This window comes from Mycobacterium sp., assembly GCF_008709575.1.
Lineage (GTDB): Bacteria > Actinomycetota > Actinomycetes > Mycobacteriales > Mycobacteriaceae > Mycobacterium.
Map to the genome: position 1 here is coordinate 1 of NZ_VYIK01000029.1, position 19,977 is coordinate 19,977.

Below are 19,977 nucleotides of genomic sequence, written 5' to 3' on the forward strand. Positions count from 1 at the left end.
GGGCGACTCGGCGCCGGCCGGCTTGGCGATCGGTGGCGCCGGGGCTGCCGGTGCGCCGTTGCCGGCCGCTTTCTCGGCGGCTTTCTCGGCGGCGGGTTTGCCGCCGCCGAACGATTCGCGCAGCCGGCGGGCGACGGGTGCCTCCACCGTCGAGGACGCCGATTTGACGAATTCGCCCTGTTCGCTTAACCGGGCGAGAACTTCCTTGCTCGTAACACCGAGTTCCTTGGCCAACTCGTGTACGCGGGCCTTACCTGCCACTACATCTCCTGTCTATGAGGCGACGGCAGTGGATGGGCCGCGCCTCGGGTTAGCTATGACCCATGGTCATCGGAGCTTCACGGTGTGCTCATTTTCGTTGCTACCTGTTCTGTTGCCGGATGCGTCGAGCGAGTCGATGTGCTCGACCACCGCGGATGTGTCCAGTGGACCGGTGATGCGCAGCGCTCGAGCGAAAGCTCGCCGCCGAATCGCTGCGCGTGCGCACCGCGGGGTGGGATGCAGCCATGCACCCCGCCCCGGCAGGCTTCCGGCCGTATCGACGATCACGGCTACATTACCGTTCCCGGTCGCCATGGCCACCACGCGAAGCAGTTCGACGGCCAGCTCTCGCTGTCGGCAGCCGACACACGTCCGCACCGGTCCGCCGGAACGGCCCGGGCGGCGATGCGGACGTGTGTCGGCTGCCGAAGTCTCACGCTGGATCACGGCTTAGTCTACCGTCACCGCGGCAGCGCTCAGAACCACCCGGCCGTTGCCGTCAGCGGCACAGCACGCTGCTGATCCGGGCCCGGACACTCTGGTTGACCAAGGCCGCTACCGGCCGCTACCGGCCGTTACCGGTCGTGCGCCAGGCCGTGGCTGGCGCCCTGGCCGGGCCGAGCCGCCGGCATTGCCGGAGAATCGCCGCGGATGTCGATACGCCATCCGGTCAGCCGGGCGGCCAACCGGGCGTTTTGGCCTTCCTTGCCGATGGCCAGCGACAGCTGAAAATCGGGCACGATCACCCGGGCCGCCCGGGCGGTCTGGTCGATCACCGTCACCGAGACCACCTTGGCCGGCGACAACGCGTTGGCCACGAAGCGGGCGGGGTCCTCGTCGTAGTCGATGATGTCGATCTTCTCTCCCGACAGCTCGCTCATGACATTGCGCACCCGCTGGCCCATCGGGCCGATGCAGGCACCCTTGGCGTTGAGCCCGGGCACATTCGAGCGCACCGCGATCTTCGAGCGGTGCCCGGCCTCGCGGGCCACCGCGACGATCTCCACCGAGCCGTCGGCGATCTCGGGGACCTCCAGCGAGAACAGTTTGCGCACCAGGTTGGGATGGGTGCGCGACAAGGTGATCAGCGGCTCGCGGGCGCCGCGGGTCACCCCTACCACGTAGCAGCGCAAACGGTCACCATGCTCGTACGTCTCGCCGGGAACCTGTTCGGCCGCCGGAATCACTCCTTCGGATCCCTTGGTTTCGCTGCCCAGCCGGACCACGACGAGGCCTCGCGCATTGGCGCGGCTGTCGCGCTGAATCACTCCCGCGACAATCTCGCCCTCGCGGGTGGAGAACTCGCCGTAGTTGCGTTCGTTCTCGGCGTCGCGCAGCCGCTGCAGGATGACCTGGCGCGCGGTAGTCGCCGCGATCCTGCCGAAACCCTCCGGGGTGTCGTCCCACTCGCTCAGCACCCGGCCTTCCTCGTCGAGGACACGGGCTATCACCCGGACAGCGCCGGTTTTGCGGTCGATGTCGATGTACGCGTCTTGCTGGTGACCCTCGGTATGCCGGTAGGCGGTAAGCAGAGCCGACTTGATGGTCTCCACCACGACGTCGACCGAAATGCCTTTGTCGGCTTCGATCGCGTGCAGCGCGGCCATATCGATGTTCATGCTCCGGCCTCCGTTCCCGCCATCCCCTGGTCCAGTGTCGCCAGCTCGATCTCACGTTTCGCGGGCGGCGAAAACTCAACCTGCACTACAGCTTTCACAATCTTGTCGAGGCCGACCGTGCGCACAGTCCAATCCCGGGCCCGATCGTCGCGAACCACCAGCGCCACCGTGCTCCCGCAGGTCGCACCCACCCGACCGATCAGCTGCGAGCCGTCCGCCAACACGACTTCAACCTTGCGACCCCGCGCCCGGCGGAAGTGCTTCGCGCTGGTCAGCGGACGCGCGACACCACGCGAGCTGACCTCGAGCAGGTAGCGGCCACGGATGCCCTGCACCCCGTCCAGCAACGTCGACGCCGAGCGCGAGAGCGCGGCGGCGGTATCCAGATCCAGCGGGGCGTCGCCGTCGGCGATCACGGTGATCCGCGGCGGCCGGGCCCGTGCGTCGATCACGACGTCTTCGATCTCGTAACCCGCGCGCGCGAACTCATCATCGAGCAGCTCGATGACCTGCGTCTGCGAAGGTAGCCCGGTGGCCACGGCGAGCTCCTCATCTTGAGTTGTCCGGCTCCGGCAGTCCTCGGGCGCCGACCAGAGGGCATTCCCCGGGGGACCTGAAATCACGATACGCCAGGATTCCGGTATCAGTCGCGACTGTGACGGCTACTCGCCCCGCTCGCGTTCGGGCCAATGGCGAGGTGGATGGCAGGATGTTGCTGTGTCATCGACCGTGCCACCTGCGGCCCTGCGCATCCTGGTGAGCAGGCGCGGTGTGCTGGCCGGCGGGGCTGCTCTCGCCGTGGTCGGGCTGGTCGCTTCGGCGTGCGGTTCGCCGCCGCGACAACCGCCGCCCGTCGACGAACTTCAGGACCAGTTGCAGCTGGCCCGCCACGACAGCGAGCAGGCCGCCGCGGCGGCCACCGCCGAGTCACCGCCGGTCGCCGCTGCGCTGCAGGAAGTCGCCGCCGAACGCGGCCGGCATGCGCAGGCCTTGGCAGCCGAAATCGACCGGGTCGCCGGAACATCGACGACCGCGTCGACCACGAGTCCGACGACGACACCGCCCAGCGCCCCGCCGGGGCCCCCGCCGACGCTGTCCGATGTCGTCGACTCGCTGCGGGCGTCCGCAGCCAGTGCGGCCCGGCTGGCGAGGACATCGTCGGGATACCGGGCCGGGCTGCTCGGCTCCATCGCCGCCTGCTGCACCGCCGACTACACGGTCGGCCTGGTTTTTGCCGAGCCCACCCCGTGACCTCCGTCGAACCCTCCCCCACCGGCGCGTCGGCGTACGACGCCGCGCTGCGTGCCGCGCTGGACACCGAGTACGCCGTCATCTACGGCTACGGCATCGTGTCGGCGCACTGCGCGCCCGCCGTCAACGACCTGGTGTCGTCGGCGCTGAGCCAACACCGCGAACGACGCGACCGCGTCATCGAGATGCTCGCGGCCCGCTCGCTCACTGTCCCGGTCGCCGCCGCCGGCTACCAGCTGCCCATGGCGGTGAACACCCCGGTCGAGGCGGCCCGGCTTGCCGCCCGCATGGAAAACGACACCGCGGTGGCCTGGCGGGCGGTACTCGAGCAGGCTCCGACTCCCCAAGACCGCGGATTCGCCGTCACGGCCCTGACCCAGAGCGCGGTCCTGACCGCGCGCTGGAACCGTGTGGTGGGCACCTGGCCGGTCAGCACGGCGTTCCCGGGCGCCGACTAGTGGCCGGACACCGCCGCGGTGATCTCGGTGGCCAACGCGGTGCCGACGGCCAACTCGCGGATATCACCGCTGAACCGGTCGCGCAGCTCCACCACGCCGTTGGCCCAGCCGCGCCCGACCACGACGATCCAGGGCACCCCGAGCAGCTCGGCGTCGGTGAACTTCACCCCCGGTGATGCCGGCCGGTCATCGAGCAGCACCTGGATGCCCAGCCGGTCCAGGTCACCGGCCAGGGTCAGCGCCCCGGCGCGAGCGTTCGCATCCTTGTTGGCGATCACCAGGTGCACGTCGAACGGCGACACCGCGGGCGGCCAGCGTAGTCCGCGCTCGTCGTGGTGCTGTTCGGCGATCACGGCCACCAGCCGCGACACCCCGACGCCGTAGCAGCCCATCGTCAGGCGCACCGGCTTGCCGTCCTCGCCCAGCACATCGGCGGCGAAGGCGTCGGTGTATTTGCGGCCCAGCTGGAAGATGTGCCCGATCTCGATGCCGCGGGCCAACACCAGCGGACCGGCACCGTCGGGCGACGGATCGCCGTCGCGGACCTCGGCGGCCTCGATGGTGCCGTCGGCGGTGAAGTCCCGGCCGGCGACCAGCCCGACGACGTGGCGGCCGGGCGCATCGGCGCCGGTGATCCAGCTGGTGCCGTCCACGACCCGCGGGTCGACCAGATAGCGCACACCGTGGTCCAGCAATGCTTTCGGTCCGATGTATCCCTTCACCAGGAAGGGGTACCGAGCGAAGTCGTCGTCGTCGAGCAGTCGATAGTCGGCCGGATCCAGAGCCGCGTCCAGCCGCTTCTCGTCGAGCTCGCGGTCACCGGGCAGCCCGATACCCAGCAGCTCCCAGCGGCCACCCGGCCGCCGGACCCTGAGCACAATGTTTTTCAGGGTGTCCGCAGCGGTCACGGTGCGGCCCAGGCCGGCGCCGTTGGCCCACTCGACCAGCGTCGCGATGGTGGGGGTGTCTCCGGTGTCATAGACAACCGGGGCGGGCAAGCCCTCGGTCGGCAGCGCCTCGGGCCGGGCGGTCACCACGGCTTCCACGTTGGCGGCATAGCCCGACTCCAAGCACCGCACGAAGGTGTCCTCGCCGACCGGGCTCTCGGCCAGGAATTCCTCGGAAACCGAGCCGCCCATCGCACCGGACAAGGCCGACACGATGACATAGCGCACACCCAACCGGTCGAACATGCGCTGATAGGCCTCCCGATGCGCGTGGTAGGCGGCCTTCAGCCCGGCGTCGTCGACGTCGAACGAGTAGGAGTCCTTCATCAGGAACTCGCGGACCCGCAGGATGCCGGCCCGCGGCCGGGCCTCGTCGCGGTATTTGTTCGCGATCTGGTAGAGCACCAGCGGAAAGTCCTTGTAGGAGCTGTACTCGCCCTTGACCGTGAGCGTGACCAGCTCTTCGAGAGTGGGGGCGAGCAGATAGTCGTTGCCGCGGCGGTCGTGCAGCCGGAAAATGCCGTCGCCGTACTCGGTCCAGCGGTTGGTGGTTTCGTACGGTCCGCGCGGCAACAGCGCGGGGAACAGGATTTCTTGACCCCCGATCGCGTTCATCTCCTCGCGCACGACCCGTTCGATCTTGCGCAGCACCCGCAGGCCGAGCGGCAGCCAGCTGTAGAGGCCGGGCGCTACCGGTCGGATGTAGCCGGCGCGGATCAGCAGCTTGTGGCTGGGAACCTCGGCGTCGGCGGGGTCGTCCCGCAGCGTGCGCAGGAACAGCTCGGACATCCGGGTGATCACAGCGGGCAAGCCTAGTGGTGACGGCCTCCCGCCACGCAGCAGCCGCGGTACGGCTACAGTTCGCCGGCGTCGATGGCCTCCTTGACCTCCTGCGCGTGCGCCACCTGCTGGGCGGTGTACCCGATCAGCAGCGCCGTGCCGCCGGTCAGAACGGCGACGCCGGCCACCCACAGCAGCCCGTAGGTGTAGCCGTGGTCCAGCGCGTGCAATTGCGCGGCGTTCATGTATTTGACCGGGCCGTTGGTGCCGCCCAGGTACAGCGTGCGTGAGGTGATGACGGCCTGGATCACGGCCAGCACGACCGGCCCGCCCAGGTTCTGCAGCATCAGCACGATCGCCGAGGTGGGACCGATCCGGTCGACCCCGACCCCCGCGATTGCCGAGAGCGCCAGCGGGACGACGATCATGCCGATGCCGATGCCGCCGACGACGATCGGCATCACCAGGTTGGGGAAGTACGGGATGCCGGCGTTGAGCGTCGAACCGTACAGCATCGCTCCCAGGACCAGCAGCCCGCCGCTGATCACCACGACCCGCGGCGGGAACCACGACACCAACTGCGACGACGCGCCCAGACCGATGGCCACCGCGAAGGCGAACGGAATGAAGCCGATGCCCGCGCGCAGTGCGCTGTAGCCCATGATGTCTTGCACATACAGGCCGATCAGCACGGTCAGCGTGAACATCACCCCGCCGGCCATGAAGATGGCCGCGAAGGTCGCCAGCCGGTTGCGGTCGAAGAACAGGTTCAACGGCACGATCGGGTTCTCGGCGGTGCGCTCGACCAGGGCGAACGCCAGGAAGGCGACGACGGCTACCAGGCCCGAGCCGATGGTGACGGTCGAAATCCAGCCCTTCTCGGGTCCGATCGAGAAGGCGAACACCGCGGCGGTACAGGCCAGCGTGGCCAGCCCGGCCCCGGTGGCGTCGAGCTTCATCCGCTCCTTCACGGTTTCCCGCAGTACGGTGCGGGCCAGGTAGATCATCAGCAGCCCGATCGGCACGTTGACCAGAAACGCCAGCCGCCACGACAGTTCGGTCAGCGCACCTCCGACTACCAGACCCATCACCGAGCCGACACCGGTCATCGCGCCGAACACCGCCGTCGCCGCGTTGCGCGACGGCCCTTTGGGGAACGTTGTCGCCACCAGCGCCAGACCGGTCGGCGAGGCGATCGCGGCACCCACGCCCTGCAACAACCGCGCCAGCACGAGAGTGCCTTCGTCCCAGGCGATCCCACACATCGCCGAGGCGATCGTAAACAGTGCGACACCGGCGATGAAGGTGCGTTTGCGTCCGATGGTGTCGCCGAGTCGCCCACCGAGCAGCATCAGGCCGCCGAACGTCAGCACGTAGGCGGTGATCACCCAACTCCGCCCGGCATCGGACAGGCCCAGCTGGTTTTGAATCTTCGGAAGCGCGACTATCGCGATGGTGCCGTCCATCGTCGCCATCAGCTGCATGCCGCTGATCGCGACGACCGCGGCGACGAACTTGCGCGATGGCCACCAGCCCGGCAGATACCTGCCGGCACGTTCTGGAACAGTCTGCTTGACGGGCGTCGGAACCGCGTGCCGCGGGCGGTCAGTGACCCAGGGGTCGACCGCCCGCTCTGCATCATTGAGAGCCGTCATACCGCGATACCCTACAGTAATATTAAGAGCAGTTTAAGCGCCAAACCCCGCCACGGCCCCGATCACGATGATCGCCGGTGGTCGGATGCCTGCAGCCCGGATCTTGTCCGGCGCGTCGCCCAGGGTCGCCCGCACCGTGCGCTGGGCGTCCATGGTCCCGTGTTGCACTGCCAAAACCGGCGTTCCCGCAGGTCGGCCGCCTTTTACCAGGACCTGACTGAATTGCTCGATGCGTTCGACCGCCATCAGCAAAACAATGGTGCCCGACATCGCTGCTAATGCGTCCCAATTCACTAACGATTCGGGATGTCCGGGCGGAACGTGCCCGCTGACCACCACAAACTCGTGGTTGACGGCCCGGTGGGTGACCGGAACGCCGGCCGCCGCAGGCACTGCTATGGCGCTGGTCACACCCGGCACGACGGTCACCGGGATCCCGACCTCGGCACAGGCCAGCACTTCCTCGTAGCCGCGGGCGAAGACGAACGGGTCGCCCCCTTTCAGGCGCACGACGAACTTGCCGGCTTTGGCGCGGTCGATCATGACGGCGTTGATGGCGTCTTGTGCCATGGCTCGCCCGTACGGGATCTTGGCGGCGTCGATCACCTCCACGTGCGGAGCCAGTTCGGCGAGCAGTTCCGGGGGAGCCAGCCGGTCGGCGACCACGACGTCAGCCTGGGCGAGCAACCGGCGGCCCCGGACGGTGATCAGTTCCGGATCGCCGGGCCCACCACCGACCAGCGCGACACCGCCGGCGACCACGTCGTCGTTCTCGGCGCTGACCAGGCCGCTCTGCAACGCCTCCCGGATCGCCGAACGGATCGCGGCCGATCGCCGGTGTTCACCGCCGGCGAGCACGCCCACCGACAGCCCGGCGTAGTCGAATGACGCCGGCGTGACCGCGCTGCCCTCGACGGCAACGTCGGCACGAACGCAGAAGATTCGCCGCTGGTCGGCCTCGGCGACCACCGCAGCGTTGACCTGCGGATCGTTGGTGGCCGCGATCGCATACCATGCTCCGTCGAGGTCACCACCGCGGTAGTCCCGCAGCGACAACGTGATTCGTGGCATTGCTTCGACGGCGGGGGTAGCCGTGCGGGTGATGACGTGCACGTCGGCTCCGCTGGCGACCAGCAACGGAAGCCGACGTTGGGCCACCGTGCCACCGCCCACCACCACGACCTTCTTGCCGGTGAGCCGCAAACCGACCAGGTAGGGGCTTTCAGTCACCGAACAACCCTAAAGCGCGCTGCGTGCGCGACGAAACGCGCTACCGCGTCGGGGTTTGCCGCCGGATGGGTATGCAGGTAGGCGGCGTGTACGCTGCCGTGGACCGCGCCGTCGTGCACGCGACGCGAATCGTCGGTCCGGTACACCCACGCCGGTTGGTAGTCTTTAGTGAATGTCACTGCGGTGCGGTGGAATTCGTGGCCAACCACCCGCTGGCCGGCCCGGTGGATCGGCGAATCGGCGACCGCGACGGCGTCACGGTACCCGAGTGTCAAACGCGCGGTGAACCGTGCCGACCCGGCCAGCACTCCGCACATGGGATGGCTGTCAACCTCGTCCAGCAGGTAGATCAGCCCGGCGCATTCGGCATGCACCGGCGCTCCGGCGGCGGCCAGCGCGGCGATCCGGCGTCGAGCACGCTCGTTGCCGGACAACTCAGCGGCGTATTGCTCGGGGAATCCGCCGGGCAGCAGCACCGCGTCGGTGCCGTCGGGCAGCGTGTCGGCAAGCGGATCGAACTCGACCACCTCGGCCCCGGCAGCCCGCAGCAGCTCGTTGTGTTCGGCGTAGCCGAAACTGAACGCCTTTCCGCCGGCCACAGCGATCCTGACTTTATCGCCGGCGAGCACACCCACCGCTGCCGACGCATCCCATGGCGGATCAGTCGGGTTGCCGCCGGCGGCCGCGAACACCGCGGCGACATCGACGTGGCGGGCGACCAGGGCCGTCATCGCCTCGACCGCGCATCGCCCCCGGCGGCCGTATTCCACGGCGGTTACCAGACCCAAATATCTTGTGGGTAACTCGATTTCGTCACTTCGCGGGATGGCGCCCAGCACCGGGACACCGGCCTGGCGGCACGCCTGGCGCAGCACCTGCTCGTGCCGTGCCGAGCCGACACGGTTGAGCACCACCCCGGCGATGCGAATCGCCGGGTCGAACGTGGAAAACCCATGCAGCAGCGCCGCGATGCTATGACTTTGCCCGCGGGCGTCGACCACCAGCACCACCGGGGTTCCCAGCAGGGCGGCCACCCGGGCGGTGGACCCGGCCGCCGGTCCGGCCCCCTCGGGGTCGATGCGGCCGTCGAAGAGCCCCATCACGCCTTCGATCACCGCGACGTCCGCACCGGCGGCGCCGTGCCGGTAGAGCGGGCCGATGAGCTGCTCACCCACCAACACCGGGTCGAGGTTGCGGCCGACGCGTCCGGCGGCGATCGCGTGATAGCCGGGGTCGATGAAATCCGGGCCCACCTTGAACGGTGCGACGACGTGACCGGCTCGGCGCAGGGCACCGATCAAACCCGTGGCCACCGTGGTTTTTCCGGTGCCCGATGCGGGCGCGGCGATCACGACCCCGGGAGTGTTCACCCGGTCCCCGCACGCTCGCCGCAGCTGCTGGCGGTCCTCACCACTCGATGCCCTGTTGACCCTTGCGCCCGACATCCATCGGGTGCTTGACCTTGGTCATCTCGGTGACCAGATCGGCGGCGTCGACCAGCATCGGCGGAGCATCGCGACCGGTGATCACCACGTGCTGGCGGCCGGGGCGACCCAGCAGCGTACTCACCACCTCCTCGACGTCGATCCAGCCCCACGTCAGCGGATAGGTGAACTCGTCGAGCACGTAGAAGTCGTGGCGCTGGACCGCCAGCCGGCGGGCGATCTCTGCCCAGCCGGCCGCGGCCGCCGCGGCGTGATCCTCCTCGCTGCCCGTCTTGCGCGACCAGGACCAGCCGGCGCCCATTTTGTGCCATTCCACCGGGCCGCCCACCCCGTGTTCGTCGTGCAGCCGGCCCAGCCGGCGAAACGCCGCTTCTTCGCCGACCTTCCATTTGGCGCTCTTGACGAATTGGAAGACCGCGATGCTCATGCCGCAGTTCCACGCCCGCAGAGCCATTCCGAACGCGGCTGTCGACTTGCCTTTGCCCGGGCCGGTATTCACCGCCAGCACCGGGGTGTTGCGGCGGGCCCGCGTGGTCAACCCGTCGTCGGGAACCTGCAGCGGACGGCCTCGTGGCATCTGCGGCTTCCTCCTGCGGCCTCAGGCTGCAGCGCGCACGGCCCGGGTCAGATGATCGGCGCGCAACTGTTCGAGCCGCACCACCGGGGCGCCCAGCTGGTCAGCCAGCGCAGCCGCCAACCCCAGGCGAACACCCGTCGCCTCGCAATCCACGACGACCGCGGCCACACCCTCGGCTACCAGCAGTGCTGCGGCGGAACGACTGCGGCCCAAAGGATCCGGGCCGGCAGTGGCCCGCCCGTCGGTCAGCACCACCAGCAGCGGGCGCCGCGAGGGGTCACGGACCTTCTCCCGCAGCACCAGTTCCCGGGCGGCCAGCAGACCTTCGGCGAGCGGAGTCCTGCCGCCGGTGTCGAACCGGGCCAGGCGCCGCCCGGCGATGTAGGCCGAGGTGGTCGGCGGCAGCAGCAGCTGCGCGCCGTCGTGGTGGAAGGTGACCACCGCGACCTTGTCGCGGCGCTGGTAGGCGTCGCGCAACAGCGACAACGTCGCACCGCTGACCGCGGCGATCCGATCTCGCGCCGCCATCGACCCGGACGCGTCGACGACGAAGATCACCAGGTTGCCTTCCCGACCCTCCCGCACGGCACGACGCACGTCAGCGGGCCGCAGCCGAAGCCGGCCGGGCCGTTCGGCGTGTCCGGCGGCGGCCAGCACGGTGGCGAACAGGTGCAGGCCGTGACCGGCAGCGACGTCGTCGGTGGCGGCCACCACGGCGCCGGCTGCGTTGCGGGCCCGGGAACGGCGTCCCGGCGCGCCGACACCCACCCCGGGCACCGTCAGTGCCCGGGTGTGAAACGGCGCCGACGGCGGTGCGCTGGGTTTCGGACTCTGCGGCCTTGTCGGCGACCTACCCTGCGACCCGCGATCATCGCCGTTGTGCCCGCCTCCGGGCGGGTCGGGGTCCGGCTCGTCGGGCGTTTCGCCGTCGTGACCGGCCGAGGCCAACACCGCAGCGAGGTGGTCGCGATCGATACCCGGGTCGTCGAACGGGTCGCGGCGGCGCCGATGCGGCAACGCCAGCTCGGCCGCCGCCCGGACGTCGGACTCGTCGACGGCGACCCGACCGCGCCAGGCGGCGTGCGCGACCGCGGTGCGGGCCACCACCAAATCGGCGCGCATCCCGTCGACGTCGAACGCCGCGCACAACGCCGAGATCCGCCGCAACTCGGCGTCGGGCAGCACCACGTGGTCGACGAGCGCACGAGCGCCGGCGATCCGCCGGGCCAGCTCGGCGTCGGCAGCGGCGTAGCGGCTTGCGAACCCGTCCGGGTCGGCTTCGTAGGCCATCCGCTGCCGGATGACCTGCATCCGCACGTCGACGTCGCGGGAAGCGCGCACCTCGACGGTGAGCCCGAAGCGATCCAGCAGCTGCGGACGCAGCTCGCCCTCTTCTGGATTCATCGTCCCGATCAGCACGAACCTCGAGTCGTAGGAATGCGAAATCCCGTCGCGCTCGACGTGCACGCGTCCCATCGCGGCGGCGTCGAGCAGCAGGTCGACCAGATGGTCGGGCAGCAGGTTGACCTCGTCGACATAGAGGACTCCGCCGTGGGCGCGGGCCAACAGTCCGGGAGAAAACGCGTGCTCGCCGTCGCGCAGCACCCGCGCCACGTCCAGTGATCCGACGACCCGGTCCTCGGTGGCGCCGATCGGCAGCTCGACCAGCCGGGCATCGGCGCCGTCGGCGGCGGCCAACAGTGCCGCCATGCCGCGCACCGCCGTGGATTTCGCGGTGCCCTTCTCGCCGCGGATCAGTACCCCGCCGATCGCGGGGCGCACCGCGCACAGCAGCAGCGCCAGCCGCAGTGCGTCGTGACCGACGATCGCGCTGAACGGGTACGGCTTGGCCGCTGCATGCCCCTCCATCAGCTGCAGCCTACCGATGCCGGGGCACGGCGCCGCCGCCGTCTGTCTTATCCCAGCACCACGGTGGCTCCGCGTCCGGGCACCTGGGTGATTGTGCGCCGTCGCACCGGTTCGGGTCGCTCGTCGGTCGGCCGCACCGTGCAGCGACCGAACAACGTGCTGAGCACGATGCGCATCTCAAATTCGGCGAATGCCGCGCCCAAACAACGCCGCACGCCGCCGCCGAAGGGAATCCAGGTATAGGTCCCGGCTCGCTGCTCGAGAAAACGCTCGGGCCGGAATCGTTGCGCGTCCGGGTAGACGTCGGCCCGCCGATGCATCAGATAGATCGAGGGCACTACCGTCACTCCGGCCGGCAATCGGACCCCGCGAAGCTTCATGGGCGCTGTGAGCCTGCGGCCGACCGCCGCCAGCACCGGCCGCAGTCGCAACGTCTCCTTGACCACGGCGTCGCAGAACTCGTGGCGGCCCGCATGGATTTCCTCGACCAGCCGCGCCTGGTAGCCGGGGTGGCGAACCAGCCGCTCCACGGCCCAGGCGAGCGCGGTCGCCGTCGTTTCGTGCCCGGCCAACAGCAGGGTCATCAGCTCATCGCGGATCTCGACATCGCTCATCGGGCGGCCGTCTTCGTGGTGGGCCCGCAGCAACAGGGACAACACGTCGCCACGCTCGTCGAGGCGGTCGGACCGGCGTCGCCGATCGATCTCGGCATAGAGCAAGCAGTCGACACGACGGAGCACTGCATGGGTAACCGCGGCTTGGAGGCGGCGGGGCCCGACGGCGCCCAGCACGAACACCGGCATGCTGGTTGCCGCGGTCAGCATCCGCAGCAGTTCTGCCCGCAGCCGGTCAAGGTGTGTGCCCTCGCTCAGGCCGAACACGGTGCGCAGGATGACCTCCAGCGTCAGCGCCTGCATCCGGGGATGTAGGCGTATCGGCGTCTCCTGCGGCCAGCGGCCGATCTCGGCGTGGGCGACTGCGGTGATCGTGTCGGCGTAGGACGCCAGGTGGTTACCCCGGAACGGGGGCAGCAGCAGTCGGCGCTGCTCTCGGTGTGCGTCCTCGTCGAGCAGCAACACCGAGTTCGCGCCGAGCACCGGCGCCAGGATGCGATTGACCTCCCCGGCATGCAGCAGCTCGGGCGGCCCGGTGAAGACCTCTTTCACCGCGTCCGGATGAGACACCATCACTATCGGAGCCTCGCCTGCCAGCCGCACCGTGAACATGTCGCCGTAGCGAGCCGCGCAACGCTGCATGAAATCCCAGGGGCGGATCAGCCATGCGGCGGTCTGAACGACCGCCGGGAGTCGGGGACCGGGCGGTAGCACGTCGAGGGCCACGTGGTCACCTCCGACCGGACGCCGTGCGAATTCGGTTCAGTCTAAGCCGTCGGTCCGCTGCCCGGAAGCTGACGACGCGACGCCGAGGGACACGTCAATTATCGAGTTCCAGCACCCTGGTGCCCCAGGCCCACAGCTCCTCGAACAATTTCGGCTCCCGGGACAACCTCCTGCCCAGCGACGGCACCATCTCCTGTAGCGTCGGCAACCACGACGGGTACCGCTGGGTGAAACAGCGCTGCAACACCTCGAGCATCGCCGTGACGGCCGTCGACGCGCCCGGTGAGGCGCCGAGCAGCCCGGCGATACTGCCGTCGGCGGAGCTCAGCACCGTGGTGCCGAAATCGATTCCGCCCCAACGGATCACCTGCACTCGCTGACCGGCCGTCACCAGTTCCCACTCCGATTCGAGTGCGGCGGGAACGAATTGGCGCAGCGCCTCGATGCGGTCGGGCGGCGATAGTCGCAGTTGGCGGATCAGATAGTCGACCAGCTTACGTTCGCCGGCGCCGGCGCGCAGTATCGCGGGCAGGTTGGCCGGCCTGAGCGACCGCGGCAGGTCGGTGACGGCGCCGTGTTTGAGGAATTTCGGCGACCATCCGGCGAAAGGTCCGAACTGCAGCCACGAGGCGCCGTTGATGACCCGAGTGTCCAGATGCGGCGCCGTCGTGGCCGGCGCCCCCGGCTCCGGCATGCCGTAGACCTTCGCGCGGTGCCGGGCAACCGCACGGGGGCTGGCGCTGCGCAGAAACCGTCCACCGATGGGGAAGCCACCGAATCCTCTGACCTCGGGGATACCCGCCTTCTGCAACAGTCTCAGGGTCTGGCCGCCGGCGCCGACGAAGACGAAGTTGGCTTTGAGCCGTCGGTTTTCCCGGGTCCGGAAGTTGTGGATGGACAGTGTCCAGCAGCCGTCGTAGGACAGACCGCGCACTTCGTGACCGAACAGCGCGGTGGTGCCGTTGCGCACGCCATAGCCGAGCAATTGCCTGGTCAGCGCACCGAAGTCGACGTCGGTGCCGTCGGCCGCCCAGGTGATCGCCAGCGGTTCGGACGCCGCGCGTCCGGTGGCCATCAACGGCAGTCGGCGCGCGAACTCGTCGGCGTCGTCGATGAATTCGGTTCCGGCAAAGAGCGGGTTGGCGGCCAGCGCCTGATGGCGGCGACGCAAGTAGTCGACCTGCGCGGCGCCCTGCACGAAGCTGACGTGCGGGACCGGGTTGATGAGGCTGCGCACGTCGGTGAGAATGCCGTTCTCCGCGGCGTAGGCCCAGAATTGGCGGGTGACCTGAAACTGCTCGCCCACCTGCACAGCTTTGCTGATATCGACCGACCCGTCGGCCCGCCGGGGCGTGTAGAACAGCTCGCAGAGCCCGGCGTGGCCGGTGCCGGAGTTATTCCACGATCCGCTGCTTTCGGCGGCCGCGCCGTCGAGCCGCTCGATCAGCGTGATCGACCAGTCCGGCTGCAGCCGCCGCAGCAGCGCGCCCAGCGTGGCACTCATGATGCCCGCCCCCACCAGCACGACGTCGGACTTCGCGGCTGCTGGATCAGACACCGGAGTCCTTCGTCGTCAGGGTCGACAGCTCGTCGTGCGAGCCGGTGCTACTCGGCCGACGACTCCTCCTGCTGGCATTGCGGGCACAGCCCGTGCAGGGTCAGCCCGGCCCGCTCGGACAACGTGAAGGAGCTGCCCGCCATCGCATGGTCGAGCGCGGAACTCAGCCGCTGAGCGGGCACCTCGATGATCGCACCGCAGCGGATGCACACGGCGTGATGGTGCGGATCGACAGCCATCCCATAAGTGGTGACACCGCTGTCCAGGGTCAGCGCATGCAGCACCCCCTGGTCGACCAGTGTCGTGACCGTGCGGTAGATCGTCGCCAGGTCGGGCGGCTGCTCGCCGGGGGGCAGGTGCTCGCGCAGCCGCTGATCGATCTCGGCCACCGACAGGTGACTTTCCGCCGGTTCGAGCACCGCCAGCACGGCAATCCGCGACGCCATACGCCGCAACCCGTGCGCGCGCAGCAGCTCGCCCATCCGTTCGGCAACTGCCGAATCGGACACCGATGGCCCGGTCACTACTCCAGTATCGCGCATCGCATCGCTCTCACGCACCTGAGGAGGCGAATCGGCGACCACGTGTCCGCGGCCACACTGCCAGACTGGCCGTCGTGAGCGGTTCGATTTGCGACGTCCTGCCCGCCGCGGCTGCGCTGCTCGGGGCAGCGGACACGTCGGCCCGGCGATCCCCGCTCGGCTTGCGCGAGCGGATCGGCGAGGTGCGCCGGGTGGCTGTCGTGCTGGTTGACGGCATGGGCGCTCACCTGCTTCCGCACTTGGCTGCCGATGCCCCGCTGCTGGCATCGGTGCTGGCCGGCGAACTGGGCTGGCTGAACGAACTCACCTGCGCCTTCCCGTCGACGACTCCGACCAGCCTGGTCTCGCTGAGCACCGGTGTCTTGGCGGGCGAGCACGGAATCCTGGGCTTTACCGTCAAAATGCCTGGCTCTGATCGGGTCCTCAATCACCTCACCTGGCGCGACGACCCGCCGCCGGCCCGCTGGCAACCCGTCTCGACCTGGTTCGAGCGGCTCGCCCGGGCCGGCATCTGCACGCGGGTCCTGCTGCCGGCCGCATTTCTCGGCAGCGGGCTCACCCAGGCGGCCTACCGCGGGGCGCATTTCTGCGCGACCGCCATCGATCGCGACTACGGGCAGCGGCTGGCCGACGAGCTGGCCGCTGCCCCGGGTCTGGTCTATGGCTATACCGCCGAACTCGACACCGCAGCTCATCTGTTCGGTATCGGCTCGCCGCAGTGGCACACCGCGGCCGCCCACGTCGACGAGCTGCTGACCCGGCTGGTCGAGGGATTGCCCCCGGATGCGGCGCTGCTGGTCACCGCCGACCATGGCGGCCTGAACGCCCCGGCGGAAGCGCGGGTCGATATCGGCGTCGATCCGCGGCTGGCCGCCGGGGTGCGGGTGATCGCCGGCGACCCGCGGGTGCGCTATTTGCATACCGAGCCGGGGGCCACCGCGGATGTGCTGGCCACCTGGAGCGAGCTACTCGCCGGGCGGGCCGAGGTCCGCAGCCGCGACGACGCCGTGGTCCACGGCTGGTTCGGGCCGGTGCGTGCCGAACATCGGCCCCGCATCGGCGATGTGGTCGTCCTCTGCACCGGCGACACGACGGTGCTCGCCAGCGGCCACGAGCCGCCCGAGGTCGCTCGCCTTGTCGGGATCCACGGTTCGGCGAGCCCGGCCGAGATGGCGATTCCGCTGATCGTCGTCGGGGGCTGAGCCCGCCCACCTCAACTTCAGCGGCTTTCTTGCGAACCAATAGCATGTAATCCGGATGTGGATTACGGTCGGGGACTGGTGGCGATGCCGATTACCTCGAAAGAGCTGAACTCGAAATAGATAGTGAGGACATGGGCACGAAGTCGGAACCCGGCGATGCATCCCGGATAAAGCCGTCGCGCAGCACCGGACCACTCGCGCTGCGCCTCAGCGGCGTCGGCAAGACCTACGGATCCGGACCCACCCGGGTGGTTGCTTTGCGCTCAGTGGATCTGGAAATCCACACCGGCGAATTTGTGGTCCTTTTGGGTCCTTCGGGATCAGGAAAGACGACGCTGCTCAACGTTATCGGCGGAATCGACCAGCCATCCGAGGGAACGATCGAGGTCGACGGCCGAAACATCGGCGAGCTCAGCCGCAAACAACGCACCCGATACCGCCGCGAGCAGGTCGGTTTTGTGTTCCAGTTCTTCAACCTCGTGCCCACCTTGACGGCCCGTGAGAACGTCGAGCTCATCGCGGAGCTCACCGGGTCGGCTGCCCGATCCCGCAGTCGCGCCGCCCTACAGCGCGTGGGTGTGGGGGAGGTGGCCGATCGCTTTCCCGCGCAACTGTCCGGAGGCCAACAACAGCGGGTGGCGATCGCCCGGGCGATCGTCAAGAAGCCGCCACTGCTACTCTGCGATGAGCCCACCGGAAGCCTCGATGTGGTCACCGGCCGGCAGGTCTTGGCGGTGTTGAGCGACTTGGCCCGGAACAGTCGGCAGACCGTCGTCGTGGTAACCCACAATTCCGAGATAGCCCGGATGGCAGATCGGGTCCTTTGGCTGCATTCGGGCGCGATCGCCAAGACCGAGGTGATCGACAAACCCGTGGACGCATCGGAGCTGGACTGGTGAGCCGCGCGCTTCGGCACAAACTGCTTCGTGACGTGTGGCGGGAGCGGTGGCGCTTCACGGCGATCGCCGCAGTCGTCGCGATCGGGGTCGCCGTCTTCGTCGCCGCGACCGAAAGCTACCGCAATCTCGACCAATCTTTCGACTCGGCCTACGCCGCCCAACGGCTTCCCGACGCGATCATCTCCGGAACCGGTGTCGCGGGCCTGCGCGGCGCCGTGGCCACGATGCCGGGCAAACCGCTGGTCGATGTTCGCCACCAAGCCGACGTCGGCATCCGAGTGAACGGGCACGCTGTTTTCGGCCGCGCCGTCGGCGTACCCGATTCCGGGCAACCGAGCGTGTCGATGCTCGACCTGCAGGCGGGCACACTGCCGCATGTCGGGCAGGTGGTCATCGAGCAGCACGTTGCCGATCACTATCACGTTCGTCCCGAAGACACGGTGGAACTGTTGGGAGGCCAAGGCTGGCAGTCCTTCACCGTCTCGGGCGCAGCGTTGTCGGCCGAATATCTGTGGCCGGCCCGTTCCAGCCAAGAGATCCTCACCACCCCCGAAGACTTCGCGGTGGTGTATCTGGCCGATGACGAATTGCAGCGACTGCTGCCTGACCGGAGTGAACAGATCGCTGTCTATGCGCGGGACCGCTCCGCGGCGGGCGCCCTGATCACCGCCTGCGGCGAACTTGCCCGCAAGGCCGGGCTGTCGTTCGTTCCCCGCGATCAGCAGCCCTCGTATTTCACCTTGCACACCGACGTCGTCCAGTTCGGCAGTCTCGCCCGCCTCTTGCCGTTTCTGTTCCTTGCGGCTGTCGTACTGGGCAGCTATGTCCTGCTCGCCCGAATCGTCTCGGCGCAGCGCGCCGTCATCGGAACCCTGATGGCCAACGGACTCTCGGCGGGCACCGTACGCAGGCACTACCTGGGATACGGCCTTGCCTGCGCCGCAGTGGGAATTCCGCCGGGATTATTCGGTGGATACGTTCTGGGCCGATGGATCACGGCGAAGTACGCGCAGGCCATTGCGCTGCCACTGCAGTTGGCGTCCACGCATCCACTCACCTACGTGCTCGCCGCCGGCGCCGCCGTCAGTGCCACGTTGCTGGCCGCAGTGGCACCGGCAACTGCCGCAGCGCGAATGCGGCCCGCGGACGCCATGCGGGTGACTCCACCTCCGGGCCGGGACCGTCGTCGGGTCATCGGGCTTACTGTGGGGCAACGTATCCCGGCACGGTGGCGGATGACACTGCGGGCCGTCCTGCGAAACCGTCGGCGCACGGTGTTCACGACGATCGGCGTGGCGGTCTCGGTGATCCTGGTGATGGTGTTCGCCGGTATGCGGGACACCGTGCCCGGCATGGTCCACCGACAATTTGGTCAGATCGAGCACCAAGACGGGCAGGTCGTGGTCTTTGGCTCGGCCGATTCGATTGTGGACAGGCTGCGCGCGGACCCTGATGTTGTCGCGGTCGAGCCCTACAGCGCTTACGGCGTCACTGTCTCGGCCGGCGCCCACCGCTATGACACGCAGCTGATCGCACTGGCGTCGCAACCCCGATTGCACTCGTTTCGTGCGCAATCCGGCCCGAATCGACTACCCGACCATGGGGTTCTGCTCGGGGTCGGCCTGCGCGATCTGCTGTCGGTCTCGTTGGGCGACCGGGTCGACGTCGTGATGCCGCAATCAGGGCTTCGGCTCACCGAGCGCGTCGCGGGATTCGTCGACGAACCGTTTTCACCGGTCGTCTATATCTCGATGAGCCGGCTACGTGCCCAGGCCGGTCCGCTACCGGCCAATGGCGTACTGGTCAAGTTGGACCCCCGAATCGAGCAGCGCGCGGTCGGCGACCGGATCGCGGCATTGCCCGGCGTGGTGGCCTACCGGTCGACGACAGCGCTGGCAGCAACCATGCGCAAGACATTCAGCCTCTACGGCACCCTGGTCGACGTCATGCTTGTTTTCGCCGCCGTGATGGCCGCCGCCCTGTTGTACAACGCGATGTCGGCCAACATCGCCGAACGGCTCGGCGAACTCGGCGCGCTCCACGCCGAAGGCATGGGTGTCGGCATGCTTGCCCGATTGATCGCCGCCGAAAACTTCGGACTCGCCGTTGTCGCGGTTCCGTTCGGTGTGCTCGGCGGCATATTTCTCGCGGATCGTCTGCTGTCGACCTATCAGACTCACGGCTACCATATGCGCCTGGAGATGCAACCGACGACACCGGTGCTGGTGGCAGTAGCCATCCTTGTTGCCGCAGCCTTGGCCCAAATACCCGTTCTGCACAAGGTTCGCGGTATCGACGTGGCACGGCTCGCCCGAGAACGTAGCGTATGAGAACCTCGCCCGGC

The 19,977-nt window shown here is 68.6% G+C and carries 18 protein-coding genes; 5 read left to right on the forward strand and 13 right to left on the reverse strand.

Features of this window, described 5'->3' with window-relative positions; all coding sequences use genetic code 11:
• The 4 genes from F6Q13_RS08520 to rimP form a co-directional block, all read right to left on the reverse strand.
• A partial coding sequence (locus F6Q13_RS08520; protein WP_293055095.1) for a translation initiation factor IF-2 N-terminal domain-containing protein occupies nucleotides 1-261 on the reverse strand: 261 nt, incomplete at its 3' end.
• 66 nt (nucleotides 262-327) lie between these two features.
• Complete coding sequence (locus tag F6Q13_RS08525; protein WP_367141265.1) at nucleotides 328-576, reverse strand: DUF448 domain-containing protein; 249 nt, start codon at nucleotides 574-576, stop codon at nucleotides 328-330.
• A gap of 260 nt (nucleotides 577-836) precedes the next feature.
• Nucleotides 837-1,880: a transcription termination factor NusA gene (nusA, locus tag F6Q13_RS08530; RefSeq protein WP_293055099.1), complete on the reverse strand. Its 1,044-nt coding sequence runs from the start codon at nucleotides 1,878-1,880 to the stop codon at nucleotides 837-839.
• The gene (gene rimP / locus F6Q13_RS08535) at nucleotides 1,877-2,419 is read right to left on the reverse strand and encodes a ribosome maturation factor RimP (RefSeq protein ID WP_293055101.1); all 543 of its coding nucleotides are present in this window, start codon (nucleotides 2,417-2,419) and stop codon (nucleotides 1,877-1,879) included. The genes nusA and rimP overlap by 4 nt, the downstream gene beginning before the upstream one ends.
• A 178-nt stretch (nucleotides 2,420-2,597) precedes the next feature.
• Here rimP and F6Q13_RS08540 point away from each other — a divergent pair, with 178 nt between their 5' ends.
• Together F6Q13_RS08540 and F6Q13_RS08545 are read left to right on the forward strand one after the other, a co-directional pair.
• Nucleotides 2,598-3,131, forward strand: a complete 534-nt coding sequence (locus F6Q13_RS08540) for a hypothetical protein (protein ID WP_293055103.1) — start codon at nucleotides 2,598-2,600, stop codon at nucleotides 3,129-3,131.
• Entirely contained in the window at nucleotides 3,128-3,589 is a 462-nt protein-coding gene (locus F6Q13_RS08545) for a ferritin-like domain-containing protein (protein WP_293055105.1), read from the forward strand. Before F6Q13_RS08540 ends, F6Q13_RS08545 begins: the two co-directional genes overlap by 4 nt.
• Here F6Q13_RS08545 and F6Q13_RS08550 read toward each other — a convergent pair.
• From F6Q13_RS08550 to F6Q13_RS08590, 9 genes are all read right to left on the reverse strand, one after another.
• Nucleotides 3,586-5,337, reverse strand: coding sequence for a proline--tRNA ligase (locus F6Q13_RS08550; protein WP_293055107.1), 1,752 nt, complete (start codon nucleotides 5,335-5,337; stop codon nucleotides 3,586-3,588). The genes F6Q13_RS08545 and F6Q13_RS08550 overlap by 4 nt on opposite strands.
• A 53-nt stretch (nucleotides 5,338-5,390) precedes the next feature.
• On the reverse strand, nucleotides 5,391-6,971 hold the full coding sequence (locus F6Q13_RS08555; protein WP_293055109.1) for an MFS transporter: 1,581 nt from the start codon (nucleotides 6,969-6,971) through the stop codon (nucleotides 5,391-5,393).
• A gap of 33 nt (nucleotides 6,972-7,004) precedes the next feature.
• A complete protein-coding gene (cobA, locus tag F6Q13_RS08560) occupies nucleotides 7,005-8,201 on the reverse strand; it encodes a uroporphyrinogen-III C-methyltransferase (protein WP_293055111.1) in 1,197 nt (398 codons plus the stop codon).
• On the reverse strand, nucleotides 8,198-9,571 hold the full coding sequence (locus F6Q13_RS08565; protein ID WP_293055113.1) for a cobyrinate a,c-diamide synthase: 1,374 nt from the start codon (nucleotides 9,569-9,571) through the stop codon (nucleotides 8,198-8,200). The genes cobA and F6Q13_RS08565 overlap by 4 nt, the downstream gene beginning before the upstream one ends.
• Before the next feature lie 37 nt (nucleotides 9,572-9,608).
• Entirely contained in the window at nucleotides 9,609-10,223 is a 615-nt protein-coding gene (gene cobO / locus F6Q13_RS08570) for a cob(I)yrinic acid a,c-diamide adenosyltransferase (RefSeq protein WP_293055115.1), read from the reverse strand.
• A gap of 21 nt (nucleotides 10,224-10,244) precedes the next feature.
• Entirely contained in the window at nucleotides 10,245-12,092 is a 1,848-nt protein-coding gene (locus tag F6Q13_RS08575) for a VWA domain-containing protein (RefSeq protein ID WP_293055117.1), read from the reverse strand.
• A 47-nt stretch (nucleotides 12,093-12,139) separates the two neighbouring features.
• A complete protein-coding gene (locus tag F6Q13_RS08580) occupies nucleotides 12,140-13,432 on the reverse strand; it encodes a cytochrome P450 (protein ID WP_293055119.1) in 1,293 nt (430 codons plus the stop codon).
• A 94-nt stretch (nucleotides 13,433-13,526) separates the two neighbouring features.
• On the reverse strand, nucleotides 13,527-14,936 hold the full coding sequence (mqo, locus tag F6Q13_RS08585) for a malate dehydrogenase (quinone) (protein ID WP_293055147.1): 1,410 nt from the start codon (nucleotides 14,934-14,936) through the stop codon (nucleotides 13,527-13,529).
• Between the two features lie 101 nt (nucleotides 14,937-15,037).
• A complete protein-coding gene (locus F6Q13_RS08590) occupies nucleotides 15,038-15,532 on the reverse strand; it encodes a Fur family transcriptional regulator (RefSeq protein ID WP_293055149.1) in 495 nt (164 codons plus the stop codon).
• Between the two features lie 74 nt (nucleotides 15,533-15,606).
• Here F6Q13_RS08590 and F6Q13_RS08595 point away from each other — a divergent pair, with 74 nt between their 5' ends.
• From F6Q13_RS08595 to F6Q13_RS08605, 3 genes are all read left to right on the forward strand, one after another.
• A complete protein-coding gene (locus F6Q13_RS08595; RefSeq protein ID WP_293055121.1) occupies nucleotides 15,607-16,734 on the forward strand; it encodes an alkaline phosphatase family protein in 1,128 nt (375 codons plus the stop codon).
• Between the two features lie 131 nt (nucleotides 16,735-16,865).
• Nucleotides 16,866-17,633 carry an ABC transporter ATP-binding protein gene (locus F6Q13_RS08600; RefSeq protein ID WP_293055123.1) on the forward strand — a complete coding sequence of 256 codons (768 nt, stop codon included), beginning with the start codon at nucleotides 16,866-16,868 and terminating at the stop codon, nucleotides 17,631-17,633.
• Nucleotides 17,630-19,963 carry an ABC transporter permease gene (locus F6Q13_RS08605; RefSeq protein ID WP_293055125.1) on the forward strand — a complete coding sequence of 778 codons (2,334 nt, stop codon included), beginning with the start codon at nucleotides 17,630-17,632 and terminating at the stop codon, nucleotides 19,961-19,963. The genes F6Q13_RS08600 and F6Q13_RS08605 overlap by 4 nt, the downstream gene beginning before the upstream one ends.
• The last annotated feature ends 14 nt before the right edge of the window (nucleotides 19,964-19,977 follow it).